This window comes from Streptomyces sp. CB02400 (assembly GCF_001905725.1).
Taxonomy (GTDB): domain Bacteria; phylum Actinomycetota; class Actinomycetes; order Streptomycetales; family Streptomycetaceae; genus Streptomyces; species Streptomyces atrovirens.
Genome location: NZ_LIWB01000001.1, coordinates 236,581 through 260,434, shown reverse-complemented (window position 1 = coordinate 260,434; position 23,854 = coordinate 236,581). Strand labels below are relative to the sequence as shown.

The 23,854-nt window shown below is 72.1% G+C and carries 16 protein-coding genes; 8 read left to right on the top strand and 8 right to left on the bottom strand.

The window, feature by feature from the left end; genetic code table 11:
- Positions 1 to 25 precede the first annotated feature (25 nt).
- Both AMK33_RS01050 and AMK33_RS01045 read right to left on the bottom strand, forming a co-directional pair.
- Positions 26 to 1,873 (bottom strand): urease subunit alpha, encoded by a 1,848-nt coding sequence (locus tag AMK33_RS01050; RefSeq protein WP_073930753.1) that lies wholly within the window; start codon positions 1,871 to 1,873, stop codon positions 26 to 28.
- Complete coding sequence (locus AMK33_RS01045; protein WP_073930752.1) at positions 1,857 to 2,519, bottom strand: urease subunit gamma; 663 nt, start codon at positions 2,517 to 2,519, stop codon at positions 1,857 to 1,859. Before AMK33_RS01045 ends, AMK33_RS01050 begins: the two co-directional genes overlap by 17 nt.
- A 304-nt stretch (positions 2,520 to 2,823) precedes the next feature.
- Here AMK33_RS01045 and AMK33_RS01040 point away from each other — a divergent pair, with 304 nt between their 5' ends.
- Positions 2,824 to 4,041 carry a DUF4241 domain-containing protein gene (locus tag AMK33_RS01040; RefSeq protein ID WP_073930751.1) on the top strand — a complete coding sequence of 406 codons (1,218 nt, stop codon included), beginning with the start codon at positions 2,824 to 2,826 and terminating at the stop codon, positions 4,039 to 4,041.
- A 192-nt stretch (positions 4,042 to 4,233) separates the two neighbouring features.
- On the opposite strand, the gene AMK33_RS01035 is transcribed toward AMK33_RS01040, so the two are convergent.
- Positions 4,234 to 5,583: a Cys-Gln thioester bond-forming surface protein gene (locus AMK33_RS01035; protein WP_073930750.1), complete on the bottom strand. Its 1,350-nt coding sequence runs from the start codon at positions 5,581 to 5,583 to the stop codon at positions 4,234 to 4,236.
- A gap of 580 nt (positions 5,584 to 6,163) precedes the next feature.
- On the opposite strand from AMK33_RS01035, the gene AMK33_RS01030 reads away from it, so the two are divergent.
- A complete protein-coding gene (locus AMK33_RS01030; RefSeq protein WP_079194696.1) occupies positions 6,164 to 7,951 on the top strand; it encodes a subtype B tannase in 1,788 nt (595 codons plus the stop codon).
- An 8-nt stretch (positions 7,952 to 7,959) separates the two neighbouring features.
- Here AMK33_RS01030 and AMK33_RS01025 read toward each other — a convergent pair whose 3' ends face one another.
- The 5 genes from AMK33_RS01025 to AMK33_RS01005 all read right to left on the bottom strand — a co-directional run bounded on the left by AMK33_RS01025 (position 7,960) and on the right by AMK33_RS01005 (position 14,473).
- Positions 7,960 to 9,036, bottom strand: coding sequence for a peptidase C39 family protein (locus AMK33_RS01025; protein WP_073930749.1), 1,077 nt, complete (start codon positions 9,034 to 9,036; stop codon positions 7,960 to 7,962).
- Positions 9,037 to 9,313: 277 nt separating this feature from the next.
- Positions 9,314 to 11,416 (bottom strand): iron ABC transporter permease, encoded by a 2,103-nt coding sequence (locus AMK33_RS01020; protein ID WP_073930748.1) that lies wholly within the window; start codon positions 11,414 to 11,416, stop codon positions 9,314 to 9,316.
- On the bottom strand, positions 11,413 to 12,483 hold the full coding sequence (locus tag AMK33_RS01015) for an iron-siderophore ABC transporter substrate-binding protein (protein WP_073930747.1): 1,071 nt from the start codon (positions 12,481 to 12,483) through the stop codon (positions 11,413 to 11,415). Before AMK33_RS01015 ends, AMK33_RS01020 begins: the two co-directional genes overlap by 4 nt.
- A 91-nt stretch (positions 12,484 to 12,574) precedes the next feature.
- Complete coding sequence (locus tag AMK33_RS01010) at positions 12,575 to 13,432, bottom strand: ABC transporter ATP-binding protein (RefSeq protein WP_073930746.1); 858 nt, start codon at positions 13,430 to 13,432, stop codon at positions 12,575 to 12,577.
- Between the two features lie 165 nt (positions 13,433 to 13,597).
- Positions 13,598 to 14,473: a helix-turn-helix domain-containing protein gene (locus tag AMK33_RS01005; protein WP_073930745.1), complete on the bottom strand. Its 876-nt coding sequence runs from the start codon at positions 14,471 to 14,473 to the stop codon at positions 13,598 to 13,600.
- Between the two features lie 405 nt (positions 14,474 to 14,878).
- On the opposite strand from AMK33_RS01005, the gene AMK33_RS01000 reads away from it, so the two are divergent.
- The 6 genes from AMK33_RS01000 (at position 14,879) to asnB (ending at position 23,842) form a co-directional block, all read left to right on the top strand.
- A complete protein-coding gene (locus AMK33_RS01000) occupies positions 14,879 to 16,357 on the top strand; it encodes a sugar transferase (RefSeq protein WP_073930744.1) in 1,479 nt (492 codons plus the stop codon).
- A 79-nt stretch (positions 16,358 to 16,436) separates the two neighbouring features.
- Positions 16,437 to 17,753 (top strand): nucleotide sugar dehydrogenase, encoded by a 1,317-nt coding sequence (locus tag AMK33_RS00995; protein ID WP_073930743.1) that lies wholly within the window; start codon positions 16,437 to 16,439, stop codon positions 17,751 to 17,753.
- On the top strand, positions 17,743 to 19,023 hold the full coding sequence (locus AMK33_RS00990; protein ID WP_073930742.1) for a glycosyltransferase family 4 protein: 1,281 nt from the start codon (positions 17,743 to 17,745) through the stop codon (positions 19,021 to 19,023). The genes AMK33_RS00995 and AMK33_RS00990 overlap by 11 nt, the downstream gene beginning before the upstream one ends.
- Positions 19,020 to 20,390, top strand: coding sequence for a polysaccharide biosynthesis protein (locus tag AMK33_RS00985; protein WP_073930741.1), 1,371 nt, complete (start codon positions 19,020 to 19,022; stop codon positions 20,388 to 20,390). Before AMK33_RS00990 ends, AMK33_RS00985 begins: the two co-directional genes overlap by 4 nt.
- The gene (locus AMK33_RS00980) at positions 20,387 to 21,904 is read left to right on the top strand and encodes a Wzz/FepE/Etk N-terminal domain-containing protein (RefSeq protein ID WP_073930740.1); all 1,518 of its coding nucleotides are present in this window, start codon (positions 20,387 to 20,389) and stop codon (positions 21,902 to 21,904) included. Before AMK33_RS00985 ends, AMK33_RS00980 begins: the two co-directional genes overlap by 4 nt.
- A gap of 3 nt (positions 21,905 to 21,907) precedes the next feature.
- Positions 21,908 to 23,842 carry an asparagine synthase (glutamine-hydrolyzing) gene (asnB, locus tag AMK33_RS00975; RefSeq protein WP_073930739.1) on the top strand — a complete coding sequence of 645 codons (1,935 nt, stop codon included), beginning with the start codon at positions 21,908 to 21,910 and terminating at the stop codon, positions 23,840 to 23,842.
- Positions 23,843 to 23,854: the final 12 nt, after the last annotated feature.

The following is a 23,854-nucleotide window of genomic DNA, read 5'->3' as shown; positions in this document are numbered from 1 at the left end:
GTCCGGGGCCGGCCCCGGCCGGGGATCAGAACAGGAAGTACCGCTGGGCCAGGGGGAGTTCCGTCGCGTAGTTCCGTCCGACCTCGTGTCCGTCGACGCTGGTGCGGACGTCGGAGGTGGTGGCGCCGCCGATGGTGACGTCGAAGGTGTCGGGGTCGATGTCGATCTCCGGCAGCCCGTTGTTGTGCACCATGTCGGCCTTGGTGACGCCCCGGGTGGAGCGGATCGCGCGCAGCGGCTTGAGCAGTCCGGTCCGGGAGAGTTCGCCGTCGAGGGCGGCCTCGGCGACGAAGTTGAAGGAGTTCGCCGCCGGGGCCCGGCCCTGGGAGCCCCAGACCGGGCGCGGCAGATAGGGCTGCGGGGTGGGGATGGAGGCGTTGGCGTCGCCGATCTGCGCGTAGGCGATCTGGCCGCCCTTGATGACCATGTGGGGTTTCACGCCGAAGAACTTCGGCTCCCACAGGACCAGGTCGGCGAGTTTGCCGTCCTCGACGGAACCGACCTCGTGGTCGATGCCGTGGGTGACGGCGGGGTTGATGGTGTACTTGGCGACGTAGCGCCGGGCCCGGAAGTTGTCCGCGTCGGCGTCGTCCTCGCGCAGATGGCCGTAGCGGGACTTCATGACGTGCGCGGTCTGCCAGGTCCGCAGGATCATCTCGCCGATGCGGCCCATGGCCTGGGCGTCGGAGGACATCATCGAGATGGCGCCCATGTCGTGCAGCAGGTCCTCGGCGGCCATGGTGGAGGGCCGGATCCGGGAGTCGGCGAACGCCATGTCCGCCTCGACCTCCGGGTTGAGGTGGTGGCAGACGATCATCATGTCGACGTGTTCCTTCACGGTGTTGACCGTGAAGGGCCGGGTGGGGTTGGTCGACGCGGGCAGTACGTTCGGCTTGCTCGCGAGGCTGATCATGTCGGGGGCGTGGCCGCCGCCGGCGCCCTCGATGTGGAAGATGTGCAGGCCGCGGTAGTCGGCGGTGTCCTTGGTCCGGCGGTTCTTCTTGGTCGCGGCGAAGGTGTGGTGCACGAAGCCGGACTCGTTGAGGGAGTCGGCGTGCAGGGCGACCTGGACACCGGTCTCCTCGCACACCGTCAGGGCCGCGTCGATCACGGCCGGGGTCGCGCCCCAGTCCTCGTGGATCTTGAAGCCGAGGGCGCCGGCCTTGACCTGGTCGTGCAGCGCCTTCTCGGAGACGGTGCTGCCCTTGGCGAGCAGGCCGATGTTGACCGGGAAGGCGTCGAGCGCCTCGAAAGTCCGCTGGATGTGCCACTTGCCGGGCGTCACGGTGGTGGCCGTACTGCCCTCGGCGGGGCCGGTGCCGCCGCCGATCAGGGTGGTCACGCCCGACGCGAGGGCCTCGTGGATCTGGCCGGGGCACAGGAAGTGCACGTGCGTGTCGACGCCGCCGGCGGTCAGGATGCGTCCCTGGCCGGAGATCACCTCCGTCTCGGGTCCCACGACGAAGGACGACGCGCGCGGGTCGGTGTTGCCGGGCGGCGTCATGGTCTCGGGGTTGTACGCCTTGCCGATCGCCTGGATCCGGCCGTCGCGCAGCCCGACGTCGGCCTTGACCACGCCCCAGTGGTCCAGGATCAGCGCCCCGGTGATCACCGTGTCCACCGGCTTGCGCTCATGGTCGCGCGGGATGTGCGACTGCCCCATGGACTCGCGGATCACCTTGCCGCCGCCGAAGACCATCTCGTCGCCGCTGCGGCCGGGCCCGCCGCACCAGTCCGCGTCGATCCTCAGCCGGAGGTTGGTGTCGGCGAGCCGGATCCGGTCCCCGGTGGTGGGCCCGTACAGGTCGGCGTAGCGGGAGCGCGTCAGCGGCTCCCAGGGCTTCGCGTTCTCGTTCTCAGTCCTGTCGGGCATCGAGGTCCTTCTCCTCTTCGCTCTTGTCGGCCTGGAGTCCCTGCACGATCCGCTCCCCGGCGATGGGCACCAGCATCACGGTGCGCGCGTCGCCGGGCTCGAACCGTTCGGAGGTGCCGGAGGCGATGTGCAGCCGCATCCCGTGGGCGTCCTCACGGGTGAAGCGCAGACCCTCGTTGACCTCCGCGAAGTGGAAGTGGGAGCCCACCTGGATCGGACGGTCCTCGGGATTGGCCACCTCCAACGGCACGGGTGTGGCGCCCACGTTGAACGCCACCCGGTACTCGTCCTCGTCCGGCAGCAGCTCCCGCTTCCCCGGATGGACGTCCACCTCGGTGTCCGCCTCGTCGAACGGGTCGTGGATGGTCACCAGCTTCGTCCCGTCCGGGAACGTCGCCTCGACCTGGACGTTGGTGACCATCTCCGGTACGCCGTCCATGACTTCGTCGCGCCGCAGCACATGGCGCCCGGACTCCATCACCGAGTCGACCGTCTCCCCGGCCCGCGCCTCCTCGTAGACGTGTGCCGTCAACAGCGCCATCACCTCGGGATAGTTCAGCAACAGCCCGCGCTCACGGCGCCGCCGGGCGACATCCGCCGCCACATGGACCAGCAGGCGCTCCTGCTCGTGCGGAGTCAGATGCATGCCGTCCCCCTCTCCTGTTCCGTCGCTCCACGACTGCGTCCGCCGCAGGGCGATCCTCGGGGAGCGGAGACCGCGGCGCAGGGAGAACGGCCCCGTCATGCCTGATGGAATGAACCGGAAGCACGGGTCGCGCAGGGGCGCGGCGGTAGACACGTCGGCCGCCCCCTCACCCCGATCGCGTTGCCGATGCCTGCGTCACCGCGGCCGGAGCCGTTGTCGTAGGCGGGGATTAGGCTGCCCGGGAATTGATCAGCAGGTCGCGGTTCGTCCTCGGGCGGCCGGAACCGGGCCGGAGGGGCGGGGCATGGGCAAGGACACGGTGGCGGTTTCCTACGCCGAGGGCTGGGACGCCGTTGCCCGGCGCGCGTTCAGGCCGCTGACGCGGGCGCAGGCGGAGGAACGGGACGGGGCCGGGGAGCCCTACGTGGTGCTGCACCGGGCCCCGGGGCGCGCGGTCCCCGCGGAAGTGCATCTCATCGCCTGGCGTGACCACTTCGTCGGGCAGTGGGCCTACGACGAGCTGGGACGACGGACCCACGACGTCGACCTCCGGCTGCTGGAGGACGACCGTCTGTTCCTGCGGCGGTACGTGGAACGACGGTACGCCGCACCGGAGCAGCCGGACCTGGCGCCCGACGCCTGGCGGCTCACGGTGGAGCTCTACCCCGATCACAGGGGCAGGAAGATCCTGGAAGAGCGTGGTGACAAGGGCGGGTCGTTCCACACCCTGGCCGATATGCCGGAGGAGCGGCGGTGGCACGACCGGTCGGAGTTCGGAGTCCGGGCGGCCGACGCGTCCCGGCCGTCGGACGGGACCGCACCCCATGACGTCACCGCACCGGAGGCGGCTTTCGCGGGCGACGCGTCGTTGTGGCACCCGCCGGAGCCCCGGCGCATGGAGTTGGCGGTCGCCGACCTCTTCCAGCCGGGGAACTCCTTCCCCATGGAGCCCTGGGAGAACACGGAGACGGCCGAACCCCGGCACATCGCCATGGTGCGGATCCCGACCGGGCGCCTGGCCGTCTCGGACCCCCTCGACAAGGAGCCCCGGGAACTCACCGAGCGCGTACCCCCCGGCGAGTACGCGCTGGAGACGGCCGTGATCGTCGGCGAGGGCACGTACGGCGAGGAGCGGTTCCCGGTCACCGAGGAGCCCGTCGTGCGCCTGCTGATCCGGGACGAGCCCGCCGTCACCTGGGAGTTGGCGCTGAGCGAGGGCGAGGACCCCCGTCTGCTCCTCGACGGCCACGCCTACGGCTTCGGCACCGACGGGGCCGCCGGCTGCTTCGCGGACGCCGCGGCCTGGGAGACGCTGTCCGGGAAGGTCAGGCGCTACTACGAGGAGCAGGACGGCGACGCGTGCGTGTCCGTCGGCGACGGCCACATACACGCCGTCGACGAGGCGACGGGAAGCGACCTGGTGTCGTTCTGCACCGGGGGCGACGGGACGTGGCCGGTATGGCTCGGCCGCTCCGCCGCCGGCGAACTCGTCTCGGTCGTGGTGATCACGTCGTACCTCTAGCGGCGCAGCGCGCAACGCCTGCGTCCTGTGCCCTGCGCCATGCGTTCTGTGCCCTGCGTTCTGTGCCCTGTGCCCGCAGGGCACTGTCCGGTGGCGTGGAGTGGTCGAGTCCGGTCGGGACGGGCCTCCGTGACGGACGGGCCCGGCGCACGCGTCGCGTGTGCCGGGCCCGTCGGCCGGGTCAGCCGCCGGTCACTCCCCGGCGGCCGCCTTCTTCTTGCGCAGGAAGAACATCGCCGCGCCGCCCGCGACCACCAGGGCCACCGCGATGCCCGCGATCACCGGCGTCGCGCTGGAGCCGCCGGTGTTCGCGAGGTCGCCCTCGCCACCGGTCGTGTCGTCGGCGGAGCCGCCGGCCGGGCTGGGGGCCGAGGACGGGGTGTCACCGTCGGTGCCCGGCGTCCCGGTTCCCGGGGTGCCCTGGGTCTTGCAGTCCAGGACGCCCTGGAAACGCTCCGAGAAGCCGTTCGGGCCCTCGATGGTGAAGTCGTACGCCGCGTCCTCGTCGACCGGGACGGTCACCGTCTTGCTGCCGCCCGCCTCGATCGTGTGCTCGGTGCCCGCGAGTTCGAAGGTGAACGGGGTGTCGCCCTCGTTGCTCGCCGTGACGTCGACGCCGCCCTTGGCGCAGTTCTTCTCCGCCGTGACCGAGGGGATGGCGCCCTTGGTGGCCCAGTTCGCGGTCGCGTCGGCCGTGACCGTGGACTCGCTGGAGCCGGCGAGGATCTGCGTCTGGCTCTTGCTGGGGCTCGCGAACGCGCGGCCGACCGGGATCTCGGTGGTCGCCCGGACCGTCAGCGAGGCCGAACCGTCGGCCGTGCCCTCGGGGACGTCGAAGTACAGCTCGGTGCCGTCGCCGGCGGACGTGAGGGCCTTGCCGTCCTTGTCGGTCACCTTGACGCCGGCACCGGCGGCGTCGGCGGAGGCGGCGACGGAGACCTGGCCGGCGTCGGTGCGCACGGTCACCGGGCCGAGCTTGCCGCCGGCCTTGCCGGAGACCGCGTTGGGTTCCAGCGTGAGGGAGGTCTTCGGCTCCTGGAGGTTCTGCGCCTGGGCCTCGAGCCAGTCGGCGAGCTTCTCGGCCTGCGCGTCGCGGGCCTCGACCTTCGCCCCGTCCGAGAAGCGCCAGATGGCCACCTGGGTGCCGGCCGCGGCGGTCTTGGCCGTCAGCCCCTGGGCACCCGACTTCTGGGACAGCGCCGTCAGGTCGTCGACCTGCGGGTACGAGTTCTGGAGGATCCAGAGGATCTTTCCGGCGTTCTCGTTGGCGCCGAGCGAGGTCTGGGCCCAGGGGGTCTCCAGGTACTTCGCCTTGTCCTGGGTCGGGTTGTGGATGTCGATGCAGTACGACTGCAGACGGCCGCTGCCCTCGACGCTCATCTCGAACAGGCCGGCGGCGATGTTCTTGGTCTTGCCGTCGCCGAGGTCCAGACGGGCCGAGTCGTACGTCTTCAGCCCGTCGAGAGTGGCGACCGCACCCCCCTGGTGATGGACGTCGTCCCCGTCGGCGGCGGCGTTGCCCGCGCCGGCGAGGAGGCCCATGGTGAGCAGTCCGGCCGTGGCCGCCCCTGCGGCTATACGCCGTCCTGTGGTGCGCCGCCCGGTCGTGGCGGACGCGGAATGAAGAGCAAACACAGATTTCCCCTCCGGCGGGACCCGCAACGGGACACGCGAGATGTGTTCACACGTGATGCGTGCATGGAAGAGTCACGCCAGTCGTCTCAAGTGCTGGACAAGCACACGGCGATCTTATGGATGGAAGCGTTCCGGATCTTCGTTCCCGACGTCGCACGGCCATTCCGAATCGGAACCGTTACTTCCCACGACCGGAGTGTCCTCATCCATCCAATCTTCACAACCTGACCAGCACTTCTGCACACTTACCGGCCGGTCGGCGGCAGCCGCCGGCATGCGCCCGAAATGAGCTCCCGTGTCCATGTGCCGTGCCGGGGACGGCGGTTGGGTTGCCATTGAGGGATCGGTGGCCGGTGACTCGTGAAGCGGGAGTCCGGAGAAAATGTCCGCGAGATTGCTGGGCATATTGTTGACAATCTTGTAGCGTGCGTCACGCCTTGCCCCCGAGGCATCGGCGAAGCACCTGGTGCTCGATGAGGGGAGACCCATGCAGCGGTTGACCGCGTCCCACGGACGTGATGCGCTCGCCCACCCGACGCGCGTGCGGGCGGGACGCCCGGTGGCCCGCGAACGCCTCCTGAGAAGCGTGGCGATCACGGGTTCCCTCGTTCTCACGGCCCTCGCGGTGCCGGCCTCCGTGGCGACGGCAGCCCCTTCGGGGAGCCGCGGCCATGCCGCGGACCCCCAGGACGCGGTGCTCGCCTTCGACTCCACCGGCTACACGACGATCACCGTCACCGTCGACGGCCGGCCGGTGGGCGTGCGCTGGTACAAGGAGATCTGCTACGTGGCGAACCCGGTCGCCGCCGCGGCACAGCAGTCCGGTGGTCCCGGCGGCGGCAGCACCACCATCCCGAACACCGCCTGCGGCTACCAGAGCATGAACGTCTTCGTCCCCGAGAGCGCCTTCGGCGACCGGCGGGCGCCGGTCTACTTCGCGGTGAACAACAGTGGCTGGATGGCCAGTTACATACGGGCGAGCGTGACCGCCGGCGCCTCCTACGACAGTTCGACCAGCAACGTAGGTGCCGCGTTGAAGGCGGGGTACGTCTTCGTCGACGTCGCCAACCGCAGCCGCGGGCTGGTCGGCGCCGACGGCTCCTCCCCCGGCAAGGCCCCCGCGGCGGTGGTCGACGCCAAGGCCGCCGTGCGCTACCTGCGCCTCAACGACGCCGTGATGCCCGGCAGCGCGGAGCGGATCGTCGTCAACGGCACCAGTGGCGGTGGCGCGCTGGCGTCGATCCTGGGGGCTTCGGGCAACAGCTCCGAGTACCACTCGTACCTCGCCGCGATCGGCGCCGCCGGCATCGATGCGAAGGGGCGCAGCACCCTGAGCGATGACGTCTTCGCCGTCAACGCGTACTGCCCGATCACCGACCTCGGCAACGCCGACGTGGCCTACGAGTGGCTGTACGACGTCCTCGGCACCCGTGACATCACCGGCTCGAACCCCTCGCCCGAGGGAGCCGCCGAGATAGCGGCCCGGTTCGCGGCGTACGAGAAGAGCCTGGGGCTGCGCACCCCCGACGGCTCCCGGCTCACCGCCGCGACCATGCTCGACACCATCGAGGAGGAGGTCGTCCGCTCCGCGGAGACCTACCTGGAGGCGGACCCCGCCCACACGATCCCGCCGCTGGGCGGCACCTTCGAGATCACGTCGAGGGGCACCACCACGTCGTACGTCAACGACTGGATCGACGTCGACAGCGCCACCCGCACGGTGCGCTCCGTCGACATGGCGAAGTACCTCACCTTCGTCGCCACCCAGGCCACACTGAAGACGACCCCGGCCTTCGACGCGGTGGGCGTCGACGGGAACACCACCAGCCGCACCGAGACCAACCTCTTCGGCCCGCCGACGCAGAAGTACCTCAACTACACCGAGTTCGGCTGGAACCACAACGACGTGCCCGGCGACGGCAGCGGCCTCGACGACACCGAGCTGACCTGGAAGCAGTACACGAGCAGGAAGAGCACCACCGTCGACGACCAGGTCCACCTCATCAACCCGATGGACTTCATCGGCACCCGCGCCGACACCGCGCCCAACTGGTACGTCCGCCACGGCACCCGCGACCGGGACACCGCCTTCACCGTGTCGGTCAACCTCGACCGCGCACTCGCCGCCGACAAGCAGGTCGAGGACCTCGACCACCGGCTCGCCTGGAACCAGCCGCACGCCGGCAACTACGACGTGCCCGAGGCCATGGCCTGGATCGCCGAGGCCGTCCGCACGGCCGGGGACCCGCTGACCGGCCGTCGCTCCTCCCGGTAGCCGGGGTACTACGGGCGCGGGCGGCCGATGGTCACAGCACCGCGGAAGCCGTCCGCCGAGAGGGCCGACATGGTGTCGAGCGACGGGTCGGGGACGGGCAGCAGATGGGCGTCGACCCAGGTGTCCCCCGTGGCCGCGTCGGCCCACGGGTCCTCGATCACCACGGCACCGGGCACGGCGGCATGACAGAGCACCCAGTGCGGCACCTCGAAGCCCTGCATCCGGGCGAGCGAGAGCAGGAGCAGTACGTGCTCCCGTCGGCCGAGCGCGTCCCGGAGCGCGGTCATGGAGAGACGGGTCGGGTCGATCGGGACGCCGGCCCGTCCGGCGTCCGCGCGCGACGCGTCCTGGAGCAGGGCCCGCCACTCCTGTTCCTTCTCCGGGAGGTGGTCGAGCAGGACGGGCCGGTCCGTGTCGAGGTGGACCGTGACGGGGGACGACGGCCACGCCCGGCGCACGGCGACGCCCAGTCCGACGGGCTCGCACGCGGGGAAGTTGGTCGCGTCGCGCCACAGCGTCAGCTCCGCCCGGCGGTCGAACCCCTCCCCCGGCAGCGTCCCCACGTGCGCCTGCGCGACCAGGGCGGTGACGGCGCCGCACGTGAAGTGCGTGGTCTGCCCGTAGTACGGGGGTTCGGGCACCGTGCCGTCGTGCAGCCAGCGCACGTAACCGGTGGCGGGCCCGGCCGCGTCCTCCGCCTGCGCGAGCGGAGGACGCAACGGGGCGAAGCCGGCGGCGGCGGCGTCCTCGGGGCGCGCCGTCCACCCTTCCCACTTGACCTGCGCGAGCTTGTGGCGGCGTGCGTGGGCGACGACGGCTCCGACGGCCGCCGACACGTCGCCCACGGCGTCGACGATCTTCAGATAGGCCGTGTGCGGACGTGCCGTCACGAGCGCGGCGGCGGCCCAGTCCTCACCGTCGTCCCCCGGTACGGCCACGAGGTGCGGGGCGTGGGCGGACCGGTCGGCCGCACGCCAGCGCTCCGGCACCTCGTGACGCCCGAGCCGCCTCAGGAGGTCCGGCGACGTATCGGTTTCGAACGGGACGACGATGCTGTTCACGGGCGTTTCCTGCTGAGGCGGCATTGCGGTGTTCCTGACGGGGCGGAGGGGATGAGGGACGGAGACTCACTCGCGGGCCCGTGACGGCTCGGACTCGGCTCCGAGCTCCGAGCTCCGGGCTCCGGCCGACGGACCGGCAGCCGGAGGCCGGACCCGGCCGGCAGACCGAGAACCAGGGCCGGTCGACAGGCCGAAGGCCGAGGTCGGTCGACGGGCCGGGGCAGGCGGAGCCCCGGCCGTCGCTCGGTGTGGCCCTGGGCCGGTGGTGAGCCGGGTGGCGTGGGTGTGTTGTCGGCCCGTGTCATGCACGGGACTTCCGGAGTATCCAGACGAAGTACGGGGCGCCGACCAGGGCGATCATGAGGCCCGCCGGGACCTGGGCGGGGGCGACGAGGGTGCGGCCGAGGGCGTCGGCCACGCAGACCAGTACTCCGCCGAGCAGCATCGCGACCGGGATCGCGCGGCCGTGCCGGGCGCCCACCAGCGACCGGGCGAGGTGCGGGGCGACGAGCCCCACGAAGCCGACGACGCCGATGGCGATCACGCTGAGCGCCGCGAGCACCGCGGCGATCGCCAGCGCGGTGAGGCGGGTGCGTTCCACCCGGACGCCGACGACGCGCGGGGTGTCCTCGTCGACGGCGAGCAGGTCGAGCCGACCGCGCAGGAAGAGCAGCACGGGAAGCGCGAGCGCCAGGGCCACCGCGACCGGTACGACGTCGGGCAGCGTACGGCCGTAGGTCGTGCCGGAGAGCCAGGTGAAGATCCGGGGCGTGTTGTACGGGTCGGCGCGCAGCAGGAGGAAGGTGGTGACGGAGGCGAGGCCGTACCCCATGCCGATGCCGATCAGTACGAACCGGTCGGGCAGGAAGCCGCCGCGCCAGGCCAGCAGGGCGATCACCGCGAAGGTGGCGAGCCCCGCCGCGACCGCGACCGCGACGAGTACCGGCCGTCCGCCGGACAGGCCCGAGGTGACGACGCTCGCCGCGCCCAGCCCGGCGCCCGCCGTGATGCCGAGCACCCCCGGCTCCGCCAGCGGGTTGCGCACCGCGCTCTGTACGACGCATCCGGCCAGTCCGAGCGCCGCGCCGGCGAGGACCGCGGCGGCCACGCGCGGGACCCGGTCGTCGAGCGCCTGGCCGATCAGGTCCGGGGCGGCGCCCCGGGCCCAGAGCGCGATGTCGCCCGTCCGCAGCCAGAGGCTCCCCGCCAGGACCGCCACGAGGGCCGCCCCGGCCAGGAGCGTCACCGCGCCGAGCACGACGAGGAGGAACCCGCGGCGGGACCGTACGGCGACCCGCGCGTGCGGCGCCTGCCGGATCCCGCCCGTGTCGCGGAGGCGGAGCGCGAGGACCACGATCACGACGGAGCCGAGCAGCGCGGTCGGCACGCCGGTGGGTATGGAGGCGGCCCCGTCCGCGCCCTGCACCGCGCGCAGGACCGCGTCCGCGAGCAGGATGAGCAGCGCGCCGAGGAGACCGGCCGCGGGCACCAGGAGGAGGTGCCGGCGCAGCGCCCGGACCCGTCCCGCGACCAGGCGGGCCAGGACGGGGGCGCCGAGGCCGACGAAGGAGATCGGGCCGGCGAGGGTCACCGCCGTGCCGGTCAGGAGGACCGCGCAGAGCACGGCGGTCACGCGGGTGGCCCGGACCGGCACGCCGAGGGTGGAGGCGGCGTCGTCGCCGAGGTTCATCACGTCCAGCCGCCGGGACAGCGCCAGGGCGGCGCACAGCACCACGGCCACGAGCGGGAAGGCGCGTACCGACGCGTCGATGTTCAGTTGGGCGAGCGAGCCGCTCCCCCAGGCGAAGAGGCCGGTGGTGTTCTGGTCGAACAGGATGAGGAGCATCCCGGTCGCCGCGTCCAGGGCCATCGCCGTCGCCGATCCGGCGAGGATCAGCCGGGTGCCCGCGGTGCCGGCGGCCCGGCCCGCGAGGAGCAGGACGAGTGCCGCCGCGAGCAGGCCGCCGGCGAAGGCGACGGCGCCCGACGCCCAGAGCGGGACGGTGAGGCCGAGGGCCGCGACGAGCGTGAGCGTGAAGTAGGAGCCGGCGGTGACCGCCAGGGTGTCGGGGGAGGAGAGCGCGTTGTGGGTGACGGACTGGAGCAGCGCGCCGGCGCAGCCGAGGGCGAAGCCCACCGCCACGCCCGCGAGCAGGCGCGGCAGTCGCGAGCCGGTGAGGATCTCGCCGACCGGTGCCCCGCCGGGGTTCTCCTCTTCCTCGGCGAGGTGGCGCACCAGGTCGCCGACGCCGACGCCCGACGTCCCCTGCGTCAGGTGCCACATGCCCACCAGGACGGTCACGGCGAGGAGGAGGGCCAGGACGGCCGCCCCGGCGGGGCCGCCGCCGCGCTCGGTGCGCGGCGGCGTCGTCCCCGCGGGCGCCGCTGTGTGCGGTGCGCTCACTTCTTGTCGAGCACGTCGACGTACGCGTCGATCGCCTGCGCGCAGGAGCGCGGTCCGCCCGCGCCCCACACCCGCGCCGGGAACGCGTGCGCGCGGCCTTCCTTCACGGCCGGGAGGGTCTTCCAGATCGGGTTCTTCTCCAGCGCCGCGACGTACCCGCCGGCCCCTTCGTCGTTGGCGTAGAAGAGGTTGGCGTTCCCCACCGCGGTGAGTCCCTCGACGTCGGTCTGCGCGAGGCCGTAGGAGGGGTCGACGCCTCCGTCCCCGTGGTCCTTGTTGACGTCGTCGGTCCACGCGGGGTTCATGCCGAGTTCCTTGCCTATCTCGGTGAACAGGGCGCCGTCGCTGTAGGGGCGGACGGTGAGGTTGCCGCCCTGGAGCCATCCGTCGAAGAAGAGGAAGTCCTTCGTCGGCAGATCGGCGTCGGTGACCTTCTGCTTCGCCGTCGCGAGGTGCTCGTCGAACTCCTCGAGCACCTGGTCGGCCCGCTCGGTGCGTCCCGTCGCCTTTCCGATCATGCTGAACACCTCCCGCATGTTCCCGATCGGGTCCTTCGGGTCCGCCCCTCGCGTGGCCATCACGGGGACGCCCCTCTTCTCCAGCTTCGCGATCGTCTCGTCGTCGGCGTCGAACGCCTCCACGATGATCAGGTCGGGCTTGGCCGCGTAGAGGGTGTCGAGGTCGGGTTCCTCACGGGTGCCGATGTCCGTCACCCCGTCGGGCAGCTTCTCGGCGCTGACCCAGGTGCTGTACCCCTTCGCGTCGGAGACCGCGGTGGGGGTGACGCACAGGGTCAGCGCGTCCTCGATCTGCTGCCATTCCAGGACGGCGATCCGTTGGGCGGGCTTGTCGAGCTTCACCTGCCGGCCGACGCCGTCCTTGAAGGAGACCGGCGCGGTCGAGGTGGTCGTGGTGTCCTCGGCGCAACTCTCCGACGCGGGCGACGCACTGGCTCCGGCGCCGGTGCCGGCCTCGGTCTTGTCGACGTCGGTCGTGCCGCAGGCCGTTGCGGCGAGGAGGGCGAGCCCGGTGGAGGCCGACGCCGCCAGGCGACGGGCACGGTTCATGGAGGGGCCTCTTTCTTGCGGTTCGTTACATGGTTCGTCGGGCGGCGGAGTGCCGTTTCAAACGGAGTGCCGTTTCAAACGGAGTGCCGTTTCAAACGGGGTGCCGTCCGACGGGGTCGATACGGAGACGGCCCGTGCGGGGGTCGGTGCCGACCTCGACACGGATGTCGTAGACCTCGCCGATGTTCTCGGCGGTGAGGACGTCGGCGGGTGCTCCCACCGCGTGCACGCGGCCGGAGCGCATCAGGACCAGCGTGTCCGCGACGCGGGACGCCTGGTCGAGGTCGTGCAGCACGATCCCGACCGCGATGCCGTGCTCCTCGACGAGGTCGCGCACCAGGTCGAGCGTCTCGATCTGGTAGCGCAGGTCCAGGTGGTTGGTCGGTTCGTCCAGCAGGACGACGCCGGTGTCCTGGGCCAGGCAGGCCGCGAGCCAGACGCGCTGCATCTCCCCGCCGGAGAGTTCCCCGACCGGCCGGCCGGCCATGTCCCGCACACCGGTGACGCCCATGGCGTGGTCGACGGCGGTCCGGTCCTCGGCGGTCGGTCCGGCGAAGCCGCGCCGGTAGGGGTGGCGTCCGAAGGCCACGACCTCCGCGACCGTCAGCCCCTGGGGCGCGGGCCTCGACTGGGAGAACAGCGTGACCTCGCGGGCGAACCGACGGGGGCTGAGCAGGGCCGTGTCACGCTCGGGCGATCCGTCGGAGGAGCCGAGCGTCACCCGGCCGGTGTCCACCCGGTGCAGTCGGGAGAGTGCGCGCAGCAGCGTGGACTTCCCGCTGCCGTTCGGCCCCACCAGGGCGGTCGCGCGGCCGGGTTCCAGGGTGAGCGAGACGCCGTGGACGACCGGTTCGCCGCCGTACCGCAGCACCAGGTCGTGCCCGTTGAGGGCGGTCGCGGGGCCGGCCGCGGGGCGAACGGCGTGCCGGAGGAAGGGACTTGTGAACATCGAGGGGTCCGGACGGTCGGAGGGGCAAGGAGTACGGCACCCTCCGGCCGGCTTCACCGGCCGGGCCGCGGACTCCCCCACGCACGGCGGACACCGTTCACGGCGAGCAACAACTAAGGGTTACCTAACTCCGAGAAGGTTATATTCCGCTCGCCGTGTCGACAATCAGGAGTTCTGGACACGCGATACGGGATTCCGGACACCCTCGGGGGTGCCGTCGGCCGTGTCGAAGAACGCGCCCGGCGTGGTTCCCATGACCCGCCGGAAGGCGGCGATGAAGGAGCTGGGCTGCGCGTAGCCGAGGGTCTCGGAGACCGTCGTCACGTCGAAGCCCTCGGAGAGGAGCGTCAGCGCCCGGTGCACGCGCAGCACCTGCCGCCACTGTGCGAAGGAGAGACCCGTCGTGTGACGGAACGCGCGGGTGATCGTGCGGTCGCTGATTCCCAGCCACCGCGCCCACTCCTCCAGCGAGCGGGGGTCGGCGGGATCGTCCAGCAGGGCTTCGGCGATCGCGTCGATCCGGGCGTCACCGGGCAACTGCAGCGCGAACTGGCGTTCCGCCGGCTGGAGCACGTCGAACACGACCGACTCCGCCCGCGCCCTGGCCGCCGCGTCGAGGTCCGTGCGGGCCAGGTGGGTCAGCAGCGACGCGAGCAGCGGCGTCATCGCGATCGCCTTCGGTTCCCCGAACACGAACGGTGTGCGGTCAGGGGCGAAGAAGGCGTCGTGGAACTCCGCGCCCGCCGTCGCCCGGCCCCCGTGCACCACTCCGGCGGGCATCCACAGCCCGTACCCCTCGGACACGGTGAAGACGCGGTCCGCCACCCGGGAGGTCAGCGTGCCCCCGCGCACCCAGACGAGTTCGTGCGAGGCGTGCGCGTGCGGCGCCCACTCCGTGGGCACGCGGGGGATCCGGAACCCGGCGGCGATGACGAAAGGGGCCGCCTCCCGCTCCGGGGGCACCCCGACCCTGCGCACCACGGTGCCCGCCTCGCGCCGCCACATCCCGGGGCTCGCCTCACCACGGGACGATCGGACCATACGGGCGATTCTATCCGGGGTCCTCGCCCGGTTTCCCGGGTGGATCGCGGTGATCGGCAGGTCATACGCGCCCTGCGCCCGCGGGCGGTCACCGGCCGGCCGATCCCGTCTCAAAGCTTGCGCACGAATCACACACATCCCCTCTACATACTGGCCCCGATGGTCTAGATTGACCTTGCTTCAGCCGTTCGGGCACAAGGTGACCATTGATGACCCCGGGTGCGGGGAGCACCCGAGGTCGCCGGGGTGGGTCGTTCAACCAGTTCTGGAACAGCCGGGACGGCATGTGCGGGGGGCGGGGGCCTCCCGTGGGGAGGAACAGCGCGGCGCGGGAGGCGGGGGCCTCCCGGGTGGAGAAACGGTGTCAGGGGAACACGTCGAACCACTGGGGACCTGGGGGGTTCTGTGCGGCAGGGGGAATTAGTCGGCCCGTTTCCGTCGACGCGCGAGCGTCCGGCGAACGGGGCAATCAGCAGACCCGCGACCGACTGGGAGCAGCGGTACCGCCGTACCGTGATCACCGGCGACACGGTGACCACCGCCTTCGTGGTGGCGGCGATAGGCAACTTCTTCGGGGTCCGGGACGCGGCCAACTGGCATGAGAAGTGGGGGATTCTCGCCTTCGGCACCTGGCTGCTGGTGCTGGGGGCGCTCGCGGTGGGCCGGGCGTGGTCTCCGTCCGTTCTCGGCCAGGGCGCCGAGGAATTCCGCCGGCTCGGACGCTCACTGTTCATGGCGACCGTCGTCCTGGCGCTCGGCGGAATCGCCCTCACCTCGCGCAACATCAAACTCTGGATCTTCGTGGCGATCCCCGCGATCGCGGTCGTCACCATGATCGCGCGGTATCTGCTGCGCCTGTGGCTGCACAGGGAGCGGAAGGAAGGCCGGTGCCTGAGACCGGTGCTCGCCGCCGGGAGCCCGGCCACCGTGCACGATCTGATCACCCGGACCCGGAGGTTCCCGCACCTCGGCTGGCGGGTGGACGCGGTGTGCACGACGGACGGTCTCGGGCCCGACGGTGACCGGGTGGACGGAGTGCCCGTCGTCGGCCGGCTGACGGACGTCGCCGACCACGTCCGCCGCGACGGCTACCGGGTCGTCGCGGTCACCCCGGACCCGCACTGGTCACCGCACCGGCTGCAGCGGCTGGCCTGGAACCTCGAGGGCAGCGACGCCGAGATGGTCGTCGCCCCCGTGCTGATGGAGGTGGCCGGCCCTCGGCTGCACATCGACGCGGTGCTCGGGATCCCGCTGCTGCGGGTCAGCATGCCGACCTTCACCGGGGGCCGCCGGGCGGTCAAAGGGGTCGTCGACCGGCTGGGCGCGGCGGTCCTGCTGCTGCTGTTCGCGCCGCTGATGGTGGGCGTCGCACTGCTCGTGCTGACGACCAGCCGGGGCGGGGCGTTCTACCGCCAGCGCAGGGTCGGCAAGGACGGCCGCGAGTTCACCATCCTCAAGTTCCGCACCATGGTCGCCGGGGCCGACCGGGCCCGTGCCGAGCTGGCCGACCTGAACGAGGGCGCCGGCCCGCTGTTCAAGCTCCACCGGGATCCGCGGGTGACCCGGGTGGGAGCGGTGCTGCGCCGGTACTCGATCGACGAACTCCCGCAGCTCTTCAACGTACTCACCGGATCGATGTCGCTCGTCGGTCCGCGGCCTCCGTTACCGGAGGAGTCCGCCGCCTACGGCCCGGACATCCGGCGGCGGCTGCTGGTCAAGCCCGGCCTCACCGGCCTGTGGCAGATCAGCGGACGCAGCGACCTGTCGTGGGAGGAGGCGGTCCGGCTGGACCTGCGGTACGTGGAGGACTGGTCGCTCGCCCTGGACACAGTGATCTTGTGGAAGACACTGCGTGCGGTGCTCTACGGGCAGGGGGCCTACTGATGCGCGAAGGGCGGCGTCGTCGTACGGACGGCGTACGGACCGCAGGCCGCGAGGGCCTGCCCGGGGGGAGGAACGGAACGTGAGAGTCAGCGTTTTCGGGCTCGGCTACGTGGGCTGCGTGTCGGCCGCGTGCCTGGCCAGCATGGGCCACGAGGTCATCGGGGTGGACGTCAACCAGGTGAAGGTCGACCTGGTCAACGACGGCAAGGCCCCGGTGGTCGAGGAGCGGATCGGCGAGCTCGTCGCCGAGGTCGTGGAGTCCGGGGCGTTACGCGCCACCGGCGACGTCCGCGAGGCGATCATGGACAGCGAGATATCGCTGATCTGCGTGGGCACGCCGTCGGAGCCCAACGGCAGCCTGTGCACCACGTACTTGGAGCGGGTCACCGAGCAGATCGGCGCCGCGCTGGCCGAGCGGGGCGGGCGGCACACCGTCGTGTTCCGCAGCACCATGCTCCCGGGCACCTGCCTGAACCTGCTGGTGCCGATCCTGGAGAAGTACGTCGGCGGCACGGCCGGGGTGGACGTCGGGGTCGCGGTCAACCCGGAGTTCCTGCGCGAGGGCACGAGCGTGCGGGACTTCTTCGACCCGCCCAAGACCGTCATCGGCGAGCTCGACCCGGCGAGCGGCGACGCGGTCCTGGCGCTGTACGAGGGCCTGCCCGGCGAGGTGTTCCGGGTGCCGGTCCCGACGGCCGAGGCGATCAAGTACGCGGACAACGCGTTCCACGGCCTCAAGATCGGCTTCGCGAACGAGCTGGGCGCGGTGTGCCAGGCGCTCGGAGTGGACTCGCACCAGGTGATGGACGTGTTCCTGGCCGACCGCAAGCTGAACATCAGCCCCGCCTATCTGCGGCCCGGCTTCGCCTTCGGCGGCTCCTGCCTGCCCAAGGACCTGCGCAGCCTGGTCCACGCGGCGCAGCGGGCCGACGTCTCGGTGCCCATCCTCTCCCACGTACTGCCCTCCAACGCCGACCACTTGCAGCGCGCGGTGGGGCTGGTGGAGCGCACCGGCAAGCGCCGGGTGGGCATGTTCGGGCTGTCCTTCAAACCCGGCACCGACGACCTCCGCGAGAGCCCGCTCGTCGAGCTGGCGGAGCGGCTCTTCGGCAAGGGGTACGACCTGAAGATCCACGACGCCAACGTGAGCCTGTCCCGGCTGCTCGGCGCGAACCGCGAGTACGTCGAGACCCGGCTGCCGCACCTCGCGCAACTGCTCGCGGACTCCGTCGACGAGGTGCTCGAACACGCCGAGGTGTGCCTGGTCGGGACCAGGGACCCGGCCGTGCTGTCGAAGCTGCCCCACGGCGACGGTCCGGTGATCGTCGATCTCGTCCGCCTTCCCGACGCCGAGGCGCGCCGGGCCGAACCGGGGTACATGGGCCTTGCTTGGTGACACGTCGTTCGACGACACGGCCGGTGGCGACCGGCACGGCCGGCGTGCGCTGATCCTGGTGGAGAACCTGTCGGTGCCGTTCGACCGGCGGGTGTGGCAGGAGTGCACGACACTGCGCGACGCGGGCTGGACGGTGCACGTCATCTGCCCCCAGGGAAGCAAACGGGACACGGAACCCGAGGCGGTGATCGACGGGGTGCGGATCCACCGCTACCCGTTGCGCGCGGCCACCGGAGGGCCGGCCGGCTACCTGCGGGAGTACGGATCGGCGCTGTGGCACACGGTCCGGCTGGCCCGGAAGGTCGGCCCGGTCCACGTGGTCCACGCCTGCAACCCGCCCGACCTGCTGTTCCTGCCGGCCCTGTGGCTGAAGCGGCGCGGCGCGCGGTTCGTCTTCGACCAGCACGACCTGGTGCCCGAGCTGTACCTCTCCCGGTTCGGCCGCGGCAAGGACCTGCTCTACCGCGGCGTGTGCGCGCTGGAACGGATGACCTACCGGGCCGCGGACATCGTGCTCGCCACGAACGAGAGCTACCGGGACGTCGCGGTGCGCCGTGGCGGCCGGCGGCCGTCGGACGTCTTCGTGGTGCGCAGCGCGCCCCAGACCGACCGGTTCCGACCGGTGCCGCCCGAGCCGGAGTTGAAGCGCGGCAAGCCCCATCTGCTGTGCTACCTCGGCGTCATGGGCCCGCAGGACGGCGTCGACTACGCCTTGCGGGCCCTCGCGAAGCTGCGCGACGAGGTCGGACGGACCGACTGGCACGCGGTGTTCGTCGGCTCCGGTGACGCCTTCGACGCGATGGTGGAGTTGTCCCGGACGCTCGGGCTCGACGAACAGGTACAGTTCACCGGGCGCATCCCGGACGCCGACCTGGTGCGCTACCTGTCCACCGCGGACGTGTGCCTCTCCCCCGACCCGCGCAATCCGCTCAACGACGTGTCGACCATGAACAAGGTCCTGGAGTACATGGCGATGGGCCGGCCGATCGTCTCGTTCGACCTGAAGGAGGCGCGGGTCTCCGCCGGTGACGCCGCCGTCTACGCGCCCGCGAACGACGAGTCCGAGTTCGCGAAGTCCATCGCGCTGCTGCTGGACGATCCGGAACTGCGGGCCCGGATGGGCAAGACCGGCCAGGAGCGGATCGGCGGGGAGCTCTCCTGGCGGAACTCGCAGGCGTCGCTGCTCGCCGCCTACACCGCCGCCTGCCGCGACCGGGCTCCGGTGCCGGCGGGCGCCCGGGGCCGGGCAGGGAAGAGGCCGCGTCGTTGAACGATGACACGATACGCCTGGCCACGGTCGGGCGGATGATCCATCGGCGGTGGCGGCTCCTCGCCGTCCTCGCCGCGCTGGGCGCGCTCGTCGGCTACGGCACCTCCGTGCTGTTCCCGCCGCGCTACACGACGTCGGCATCGGTCCTGCTGCCGGGGGCGTGGGAGGAGCGCGAGCTGCTGACCCAGACGGAGATCGCGACCAGTTCGGTGGTGGCCGACCGGGCGGCCGCCACGCTCGACTGGGCCGGGGTCGACGGCGACGAGCTGCGGGAGCGGGTGAGCGCCGCGGCCGCCGACGGGAACATCATCAAGATCTCGGGCACGGCCGACACCCCGGAGCGCGCGCAGCGGCTCTCCGACCAGGTGGCCCAGGAGTTCGTCGCCTTCGCCGCGCGGATCACGGGCGACGACACCGGCTCCGACGCGGCGGCACGGCCCGAGGAGCTGCGGAAGCTGGTGGTGCGGACCAGCCGCCGCATCACCGAGCTGGCCGACGCGGTCGATCCCGGACGGACCGTGGAGAGCGTGCAGACCCGCACCGAGCTCGCGAAGCTGCGTACCGCGCTGCAGGAGGCCGTCAACGAGCTGGAGCAGGCCGACCCGGCCGCCGGCGAGGCCAACATGGTCGTCATGGGGCCGGCGGTCCGGCCGGACGGTGAGGCACCGCCGACACGGGTACAGCTCATCGTCGGCGGGGCGCTGCTGTTCTTCCTGCTCGCGGTCGTCGGCCATCTCGCCGCCGCGCGGATGAGCCGTCGGCTGCGCACCGAACCGGAGATCGTCGCGGCGCTCGGCGCGGTGCCGCTCGGTACCGTCGACGTACCCGTCGAACGGCCCGCGCACCCGCCGGAAAACCGTGACCTGCGGGCCCGGATCCGCCGGTTCCTCGGTGTCGACGTCCGGTGGGACGTACCGGCCCCGCAGACGTCCGGCGACGAGGCCGGCCGGCGGATCCGCTACCGGCGGGTGTGCGCCCGCCTGCGGGAGAGGTTGGCGCGCTCCGGGCGGCGGTTGCTGGTCGTCGTCCCGGACGGCGACGAGGTCGCCCACCGGGCCGCCGGGCGGCTCGTCACCGAGGCCGAGGGCGATCCGCTGCTGCGGGTGACAGAGGTTTCGGTGTCCCGGCCGATGGTGCCGGACCGCGGCGACGAGTCCGGTGCCCTGGTCGTGCTCAGCGCGGGCAACTGGACCGCGGGGGAGCTCACCGGCATCGCCGAGGCGTGTGCGGACGCGGGGCACGAGATCGTCGGCATCGTCGTCGCCGGCCCGGTCCGGGCCCGTACGACACGGTCCGCCGGCCGTCCTCGGGACGCCGCCGCGCCGGCGCTCGCGGTCGGCAACGACGCGACGGGAGGTCCAGGATGACGACGCGTACGGGTTCGGAGTCGTCGGCCGCTCCGCTGCTGGACCTGCAAGCACTGGTGGTCGCGGTGCGCAGGCGCCGCCGCCTGTGGTGTTCCCTGGCGCTGCTGGGACTGCTGGCCGGCGCGGCGGTGGCGGTCCTGCTGCCGGCGCCGCCGACCGCGGTGACCACGGTGCTGGTCGCGCACGAGGCGGACCAGCCGAACGACCCCGGAACGCTGATCCGCACCGATGCCGCACTGCTGGGAACCACGCGGATCGCCGGCCAGGCCCTGCGGTCCCTCGGTTCCCAGGAACGCCCGGAGGACTTCATGCGGGACTACCAGGGCACCGGCCTGACCAACAACCTGCTGCGGATCACGGTGACGGGTGACAGCGACGCGGAAGCGGTGGCCCGCGCCGAGGCGCTGGCCGAGGCGTTCGTCGCGGACCACGTGAAGCGGATCAAGGAAGCCGCGAACGCCGAGTCCAAGGCCCTGCTCGGCCGGCGCGACGACATGCGGGACGAACTCGCGCGGGTCAACGAGGAGATCGGGGAGGGACCGTCGCAGAGCGACCCGGAGGCGTCGGCGAACCTCGAGTCGCTCTTCGCCCGCCGGGCCGAACTCACCTCGCGGATCACCGACTTCGACCAGCGCGCCGAGGAGGCGCGCCTGGGCACGCCCCGGCTCGTCGCGGGCACGCAGATCGTGGACGCCGCGCGCGCGGTGGACCACTCCCTGCCCAGGGCCGCCGCCACCAACGCCGGGATCGGGCTCGTCCTCGGGCTCGCGCTCGGCCTCGCGCTGGCCGCCGTCGGCGCGGTGGTGGCGGACCGTCCCGTGCTGCGCCGGGAGATCGCGGCGAACCTGGGCGCCTCCGTCATCGCGGAGCTGCCCCGCCGGCCGGCCGGGCCGTGGCGGCGCCGGCGGATCCGGGCGGCACGGGAACGGCTCACGGTCTCCCTGGCCCGTACCGTACGGGGCTCCGCGGAACCGGTGTCGCTGCTGGAACTGGGCTGTGCGCGCGGTGCGAGCACGATCGCCCTGGACCTCGCCGGGGCACTGGGGGCGGACGGTCCGGTGGCCGTCGTCGACGGTCTGCCCGGCCCGCAGCTCGCCAAGCGCCGCCCGGAGCCGGGAGACCCCACCGTGGTCAGCGGCGCGGACGCCGCGGCCGTGTCGCCCGATGGGCGCCGGGTCGGTGTCGGCTCGGTGGCACCCGGCACCGCGTGGACCGACCTCCGGTACCTCGGCACCCGGACCGTGCTCGTCGTGCGGGCCGGGCACGGCAGCGCCGCATGGCTGCACACCGTGGCACGGCAGCTCGCGGACCAGCGCATCACGGTGATCGGCGTGGTGCTGATCGACCCCGATCCGCGTGACCGGACCGACGGCACGCTGTGGGACGGGCCGCACACCACGCCGCGCGACCGCGGCGAGCGGCCGGCCCGGCAGAACGGGACGGAGCGGCGGGGGACGGAGCGGCTGCCGATGTCGGCGGCACGGGTCCCGGACAGCGACCAGGAGGCGCGGTAGGACATGTGTGGCATCGCAGGCACGTACCGGTGGCCGGACGGGAAGGCCGTGACCGACCGGCTCACCGATGTCCTCGCGCATCGCGGCCCGGACGGGGCGGGCCGGTACAGCCATCCCGTCGGTGACGGTGAAGTGCACCTCGGGCACCGCAGGCTGGCCATCGTCGACCTGTCGGAGACCGGCGCCCAGCCGATGGTCTCGGACGGCCTCGTCCTGACGTACAACGGCGAGCTCTACAACGCGCCCGAGCTGCGTACGGAGCTGACGGCCGCCGGGGTGCGCTTCCGCGGCACCTCCGACACCGAGGTGGTCCTCGAGGCCTGGCGGCGCTGGGGCACGGACTGCCTGCCCCGGCTGCGCGGCATGTTCGCGTTCGGGATCTTCGACGAGCGGACCGGTGAACTGGTGCTTGTCCGCGACCAGTTGGGCATCAAGCCGCTGTTCCTGCTGCGGCGCGGCACGGGTCTGGTGTTCGCCTCCGAACTCAAGGCGCTCGCCGCCGTGACCGGCGGGTCGCTGGAGGTGGACCCCGCGGCCCTTGTGGCCTCGCTGCTGTACTACTGGGTGCCGGACTCACGGTGCGCGTTCCGCGAGGCGGAGAAGCTGCCGCCGGGGAGCTGGCTGAGGTGCCGGCCCGACGGCCGGGTGGAGCGCGGCCGGTTCTGGAACCTGAAGGACGTCGCCGCCGAGGGCCGGGAGCGGGCCCTGGCCGGCGAGCGGCCGGACCTGGCCGCCGTCGTCGAGGAGTCGACCCGGCGGCACCTGCTCTCCGACGTACCCGTGGCGACCTTCCTCTCCGGCGGTCTCGACTCCAGCTACCTGACCGCGCTGGCCGCCCGCCACCAGCCCGGGATCTCCGCCTACACGATCGGGTTCCGCGCCGAGGACGCCAGGTTCGAGGCGATGCCGGACGACCTGCGCTACGCCCGGCAGGTGGCCGAGCGGTTCGGTGTCGACCTGCACGAGATCGAGATCGCCCCGGACGTGCTCGACCTGCTGCCGCGGATGACGTACCACCTGGACGAGCCGATCGGCGACCCCGCCGCCATCAACACCTTCCTGATCTGCTCGGCCGCCCGGGAGGCCGGGGTCAAGGTGATGCTGTCGGGGATGGGCGCCGACGAGCTGTTCGCCGGGTACCGCAAGCACCTGGCCAACCTGATCGCGCTGCGCTACCAGCGCGTCCCGCGGCCTCTGCGGCGCGGGGTGTCCGCGGCGGTGGACCGGCTGCCGGTCGCGACGGCCCGCCGGGGGTACCGGTCGGTGCGCTTCGCGAAGCGGTTCCTCTCCTTCGCCGACCTGCCGGAGGAGACCGCGTTCCGGCGCAGCTACACCATGTACGACCGGGACGAGCTGCTCGCCCTGATCGATCCGGACCTGGCCCCGGCGGTCGACGACGTGCTCACCGAGCACGCGGACACCTATCAGGACAACGACCTCGACGACTTCGTCAACCGCATGTGCCTGGGTGACGCGCGGATGTTCCTGCCGGGCCTGAACCTCGCGTACACGGACCGCTCCAGCATGGCCGCGTCGACCGAGGTGCGGGTGCCGTACGTGGACGTCGAGGTGGTGAAGGCGGCGTTCGCCTTCCCCGGCGACCGCAAGATCGTCCGGCGGCAGGGCAAGGCCGTCCTCAAGGAGGCGGCCACGTCGGTCCTGCCCCGGGAGATCGTGTACCGGCCCAAGGGCCTGTTCAGCGCCCCGCTGCGGGCCTGGATGAGCCGGGATCTGGCACCGCTGGTGCGCGAGGTGGTCGACGACGGCGAGCTCGTCCGTTCCGGGATCCTGCGCCGCGACGCGCTTCAGCGGCTCGTCGCCGAGGACGCCGCCGGGCAGCGGGACTTCTCCAAGCATCTGTGGCATGTGCTGACCCTCGAGTACTGGTACCGCGGCGCGACCTCCAAGGCCGGCCAGACCCCTTCCTTGACGGCGTAGAGAACAAGAGGA

Excerpts from the sequence above, each read along its gene's own strand:
- AMK33_RS01050 (WP_073930753.1), bottom strand. The coding sequence starts at position 1,873 with ATGCCCGACAGGACTGAGAACGAGAACGCGAAGCCCTGGGAGCCGCTG.
- AMK33_RS01045 (WP_073930752.1), bottom strand. The coding sequence starts at position 2,519 with ATGCATCTGACTCCGCACGAGCAGGAGCGCCTGCTGGTCCATGTGGCG.
- AMK33_RS01040 (WP_073930751.1), top strand. The coding sequence starts at position 2,824 with ATGGGCAAGGACACGGTGGCGGTTTCCTACGCCGAGGGCTGGGACGCC.
- AMK33_RS01035 (WP_073930750.1), bottom strand. The coding sequence starts at position 5,583 with ATGGGCCTCCTCGCCGGCGCGGGCAACGCCGCCGCCGACGGGGACGAC.
- AMK33_RS01030 (WP_079194696.1), top strand. The coding sequence starts at position 6,164 with ATGCAGCGGTTGACCGCGTCCCACGGACGTGATGCGCTCGCCCACCCG.
- AMK33_RS01025 (WP_073930749.1), bottom strand. The coding sequence starts at position 9,036 with ATGCCGCCTCAGCAGGAAACGCCCGTGAACAGCATCGTCGTCCCGTTC.
- AMK33_RS01015 (WP_073930747.1), bottom strand. The coding sequence starts at position 12,483 with ATGAACCGTGCCCGTCGCCTGGCGGCGTCGGCCTCCACCGGGCTCGCC.
- AMK33_RS01010 (WP_073930746.1), bottom strand. The coding sequence starts at position 13,432 with ATGTTCACAAGTCCCTTCCTCCGGCACGCCGTTCGCCCCGCGGCCGGC.
- AMK33_RS01005 (WP_073930745.1), bottom strand. The coding sequence starts at position 14,473 with ATGGTCCGATCGTCCCGTGGTGAGGCGAGCCCCGGGATGTGGCGGCGC.
- AMK33_RS00980 (WP_073930740.1), top strand. The coding sequence starts at position 20,387 with ATGACGACGCGTACGGGTTCGGAGTCGTCGGCCGCTCCGCTGCTGGAC.
- asnB (WP_073930739.1), top strand. The coding sequence starts at position 21,908 with ATGTGTGGCATCGCAGGCACGTACCGGTGGCCGGACGGGAAGGCCGTG.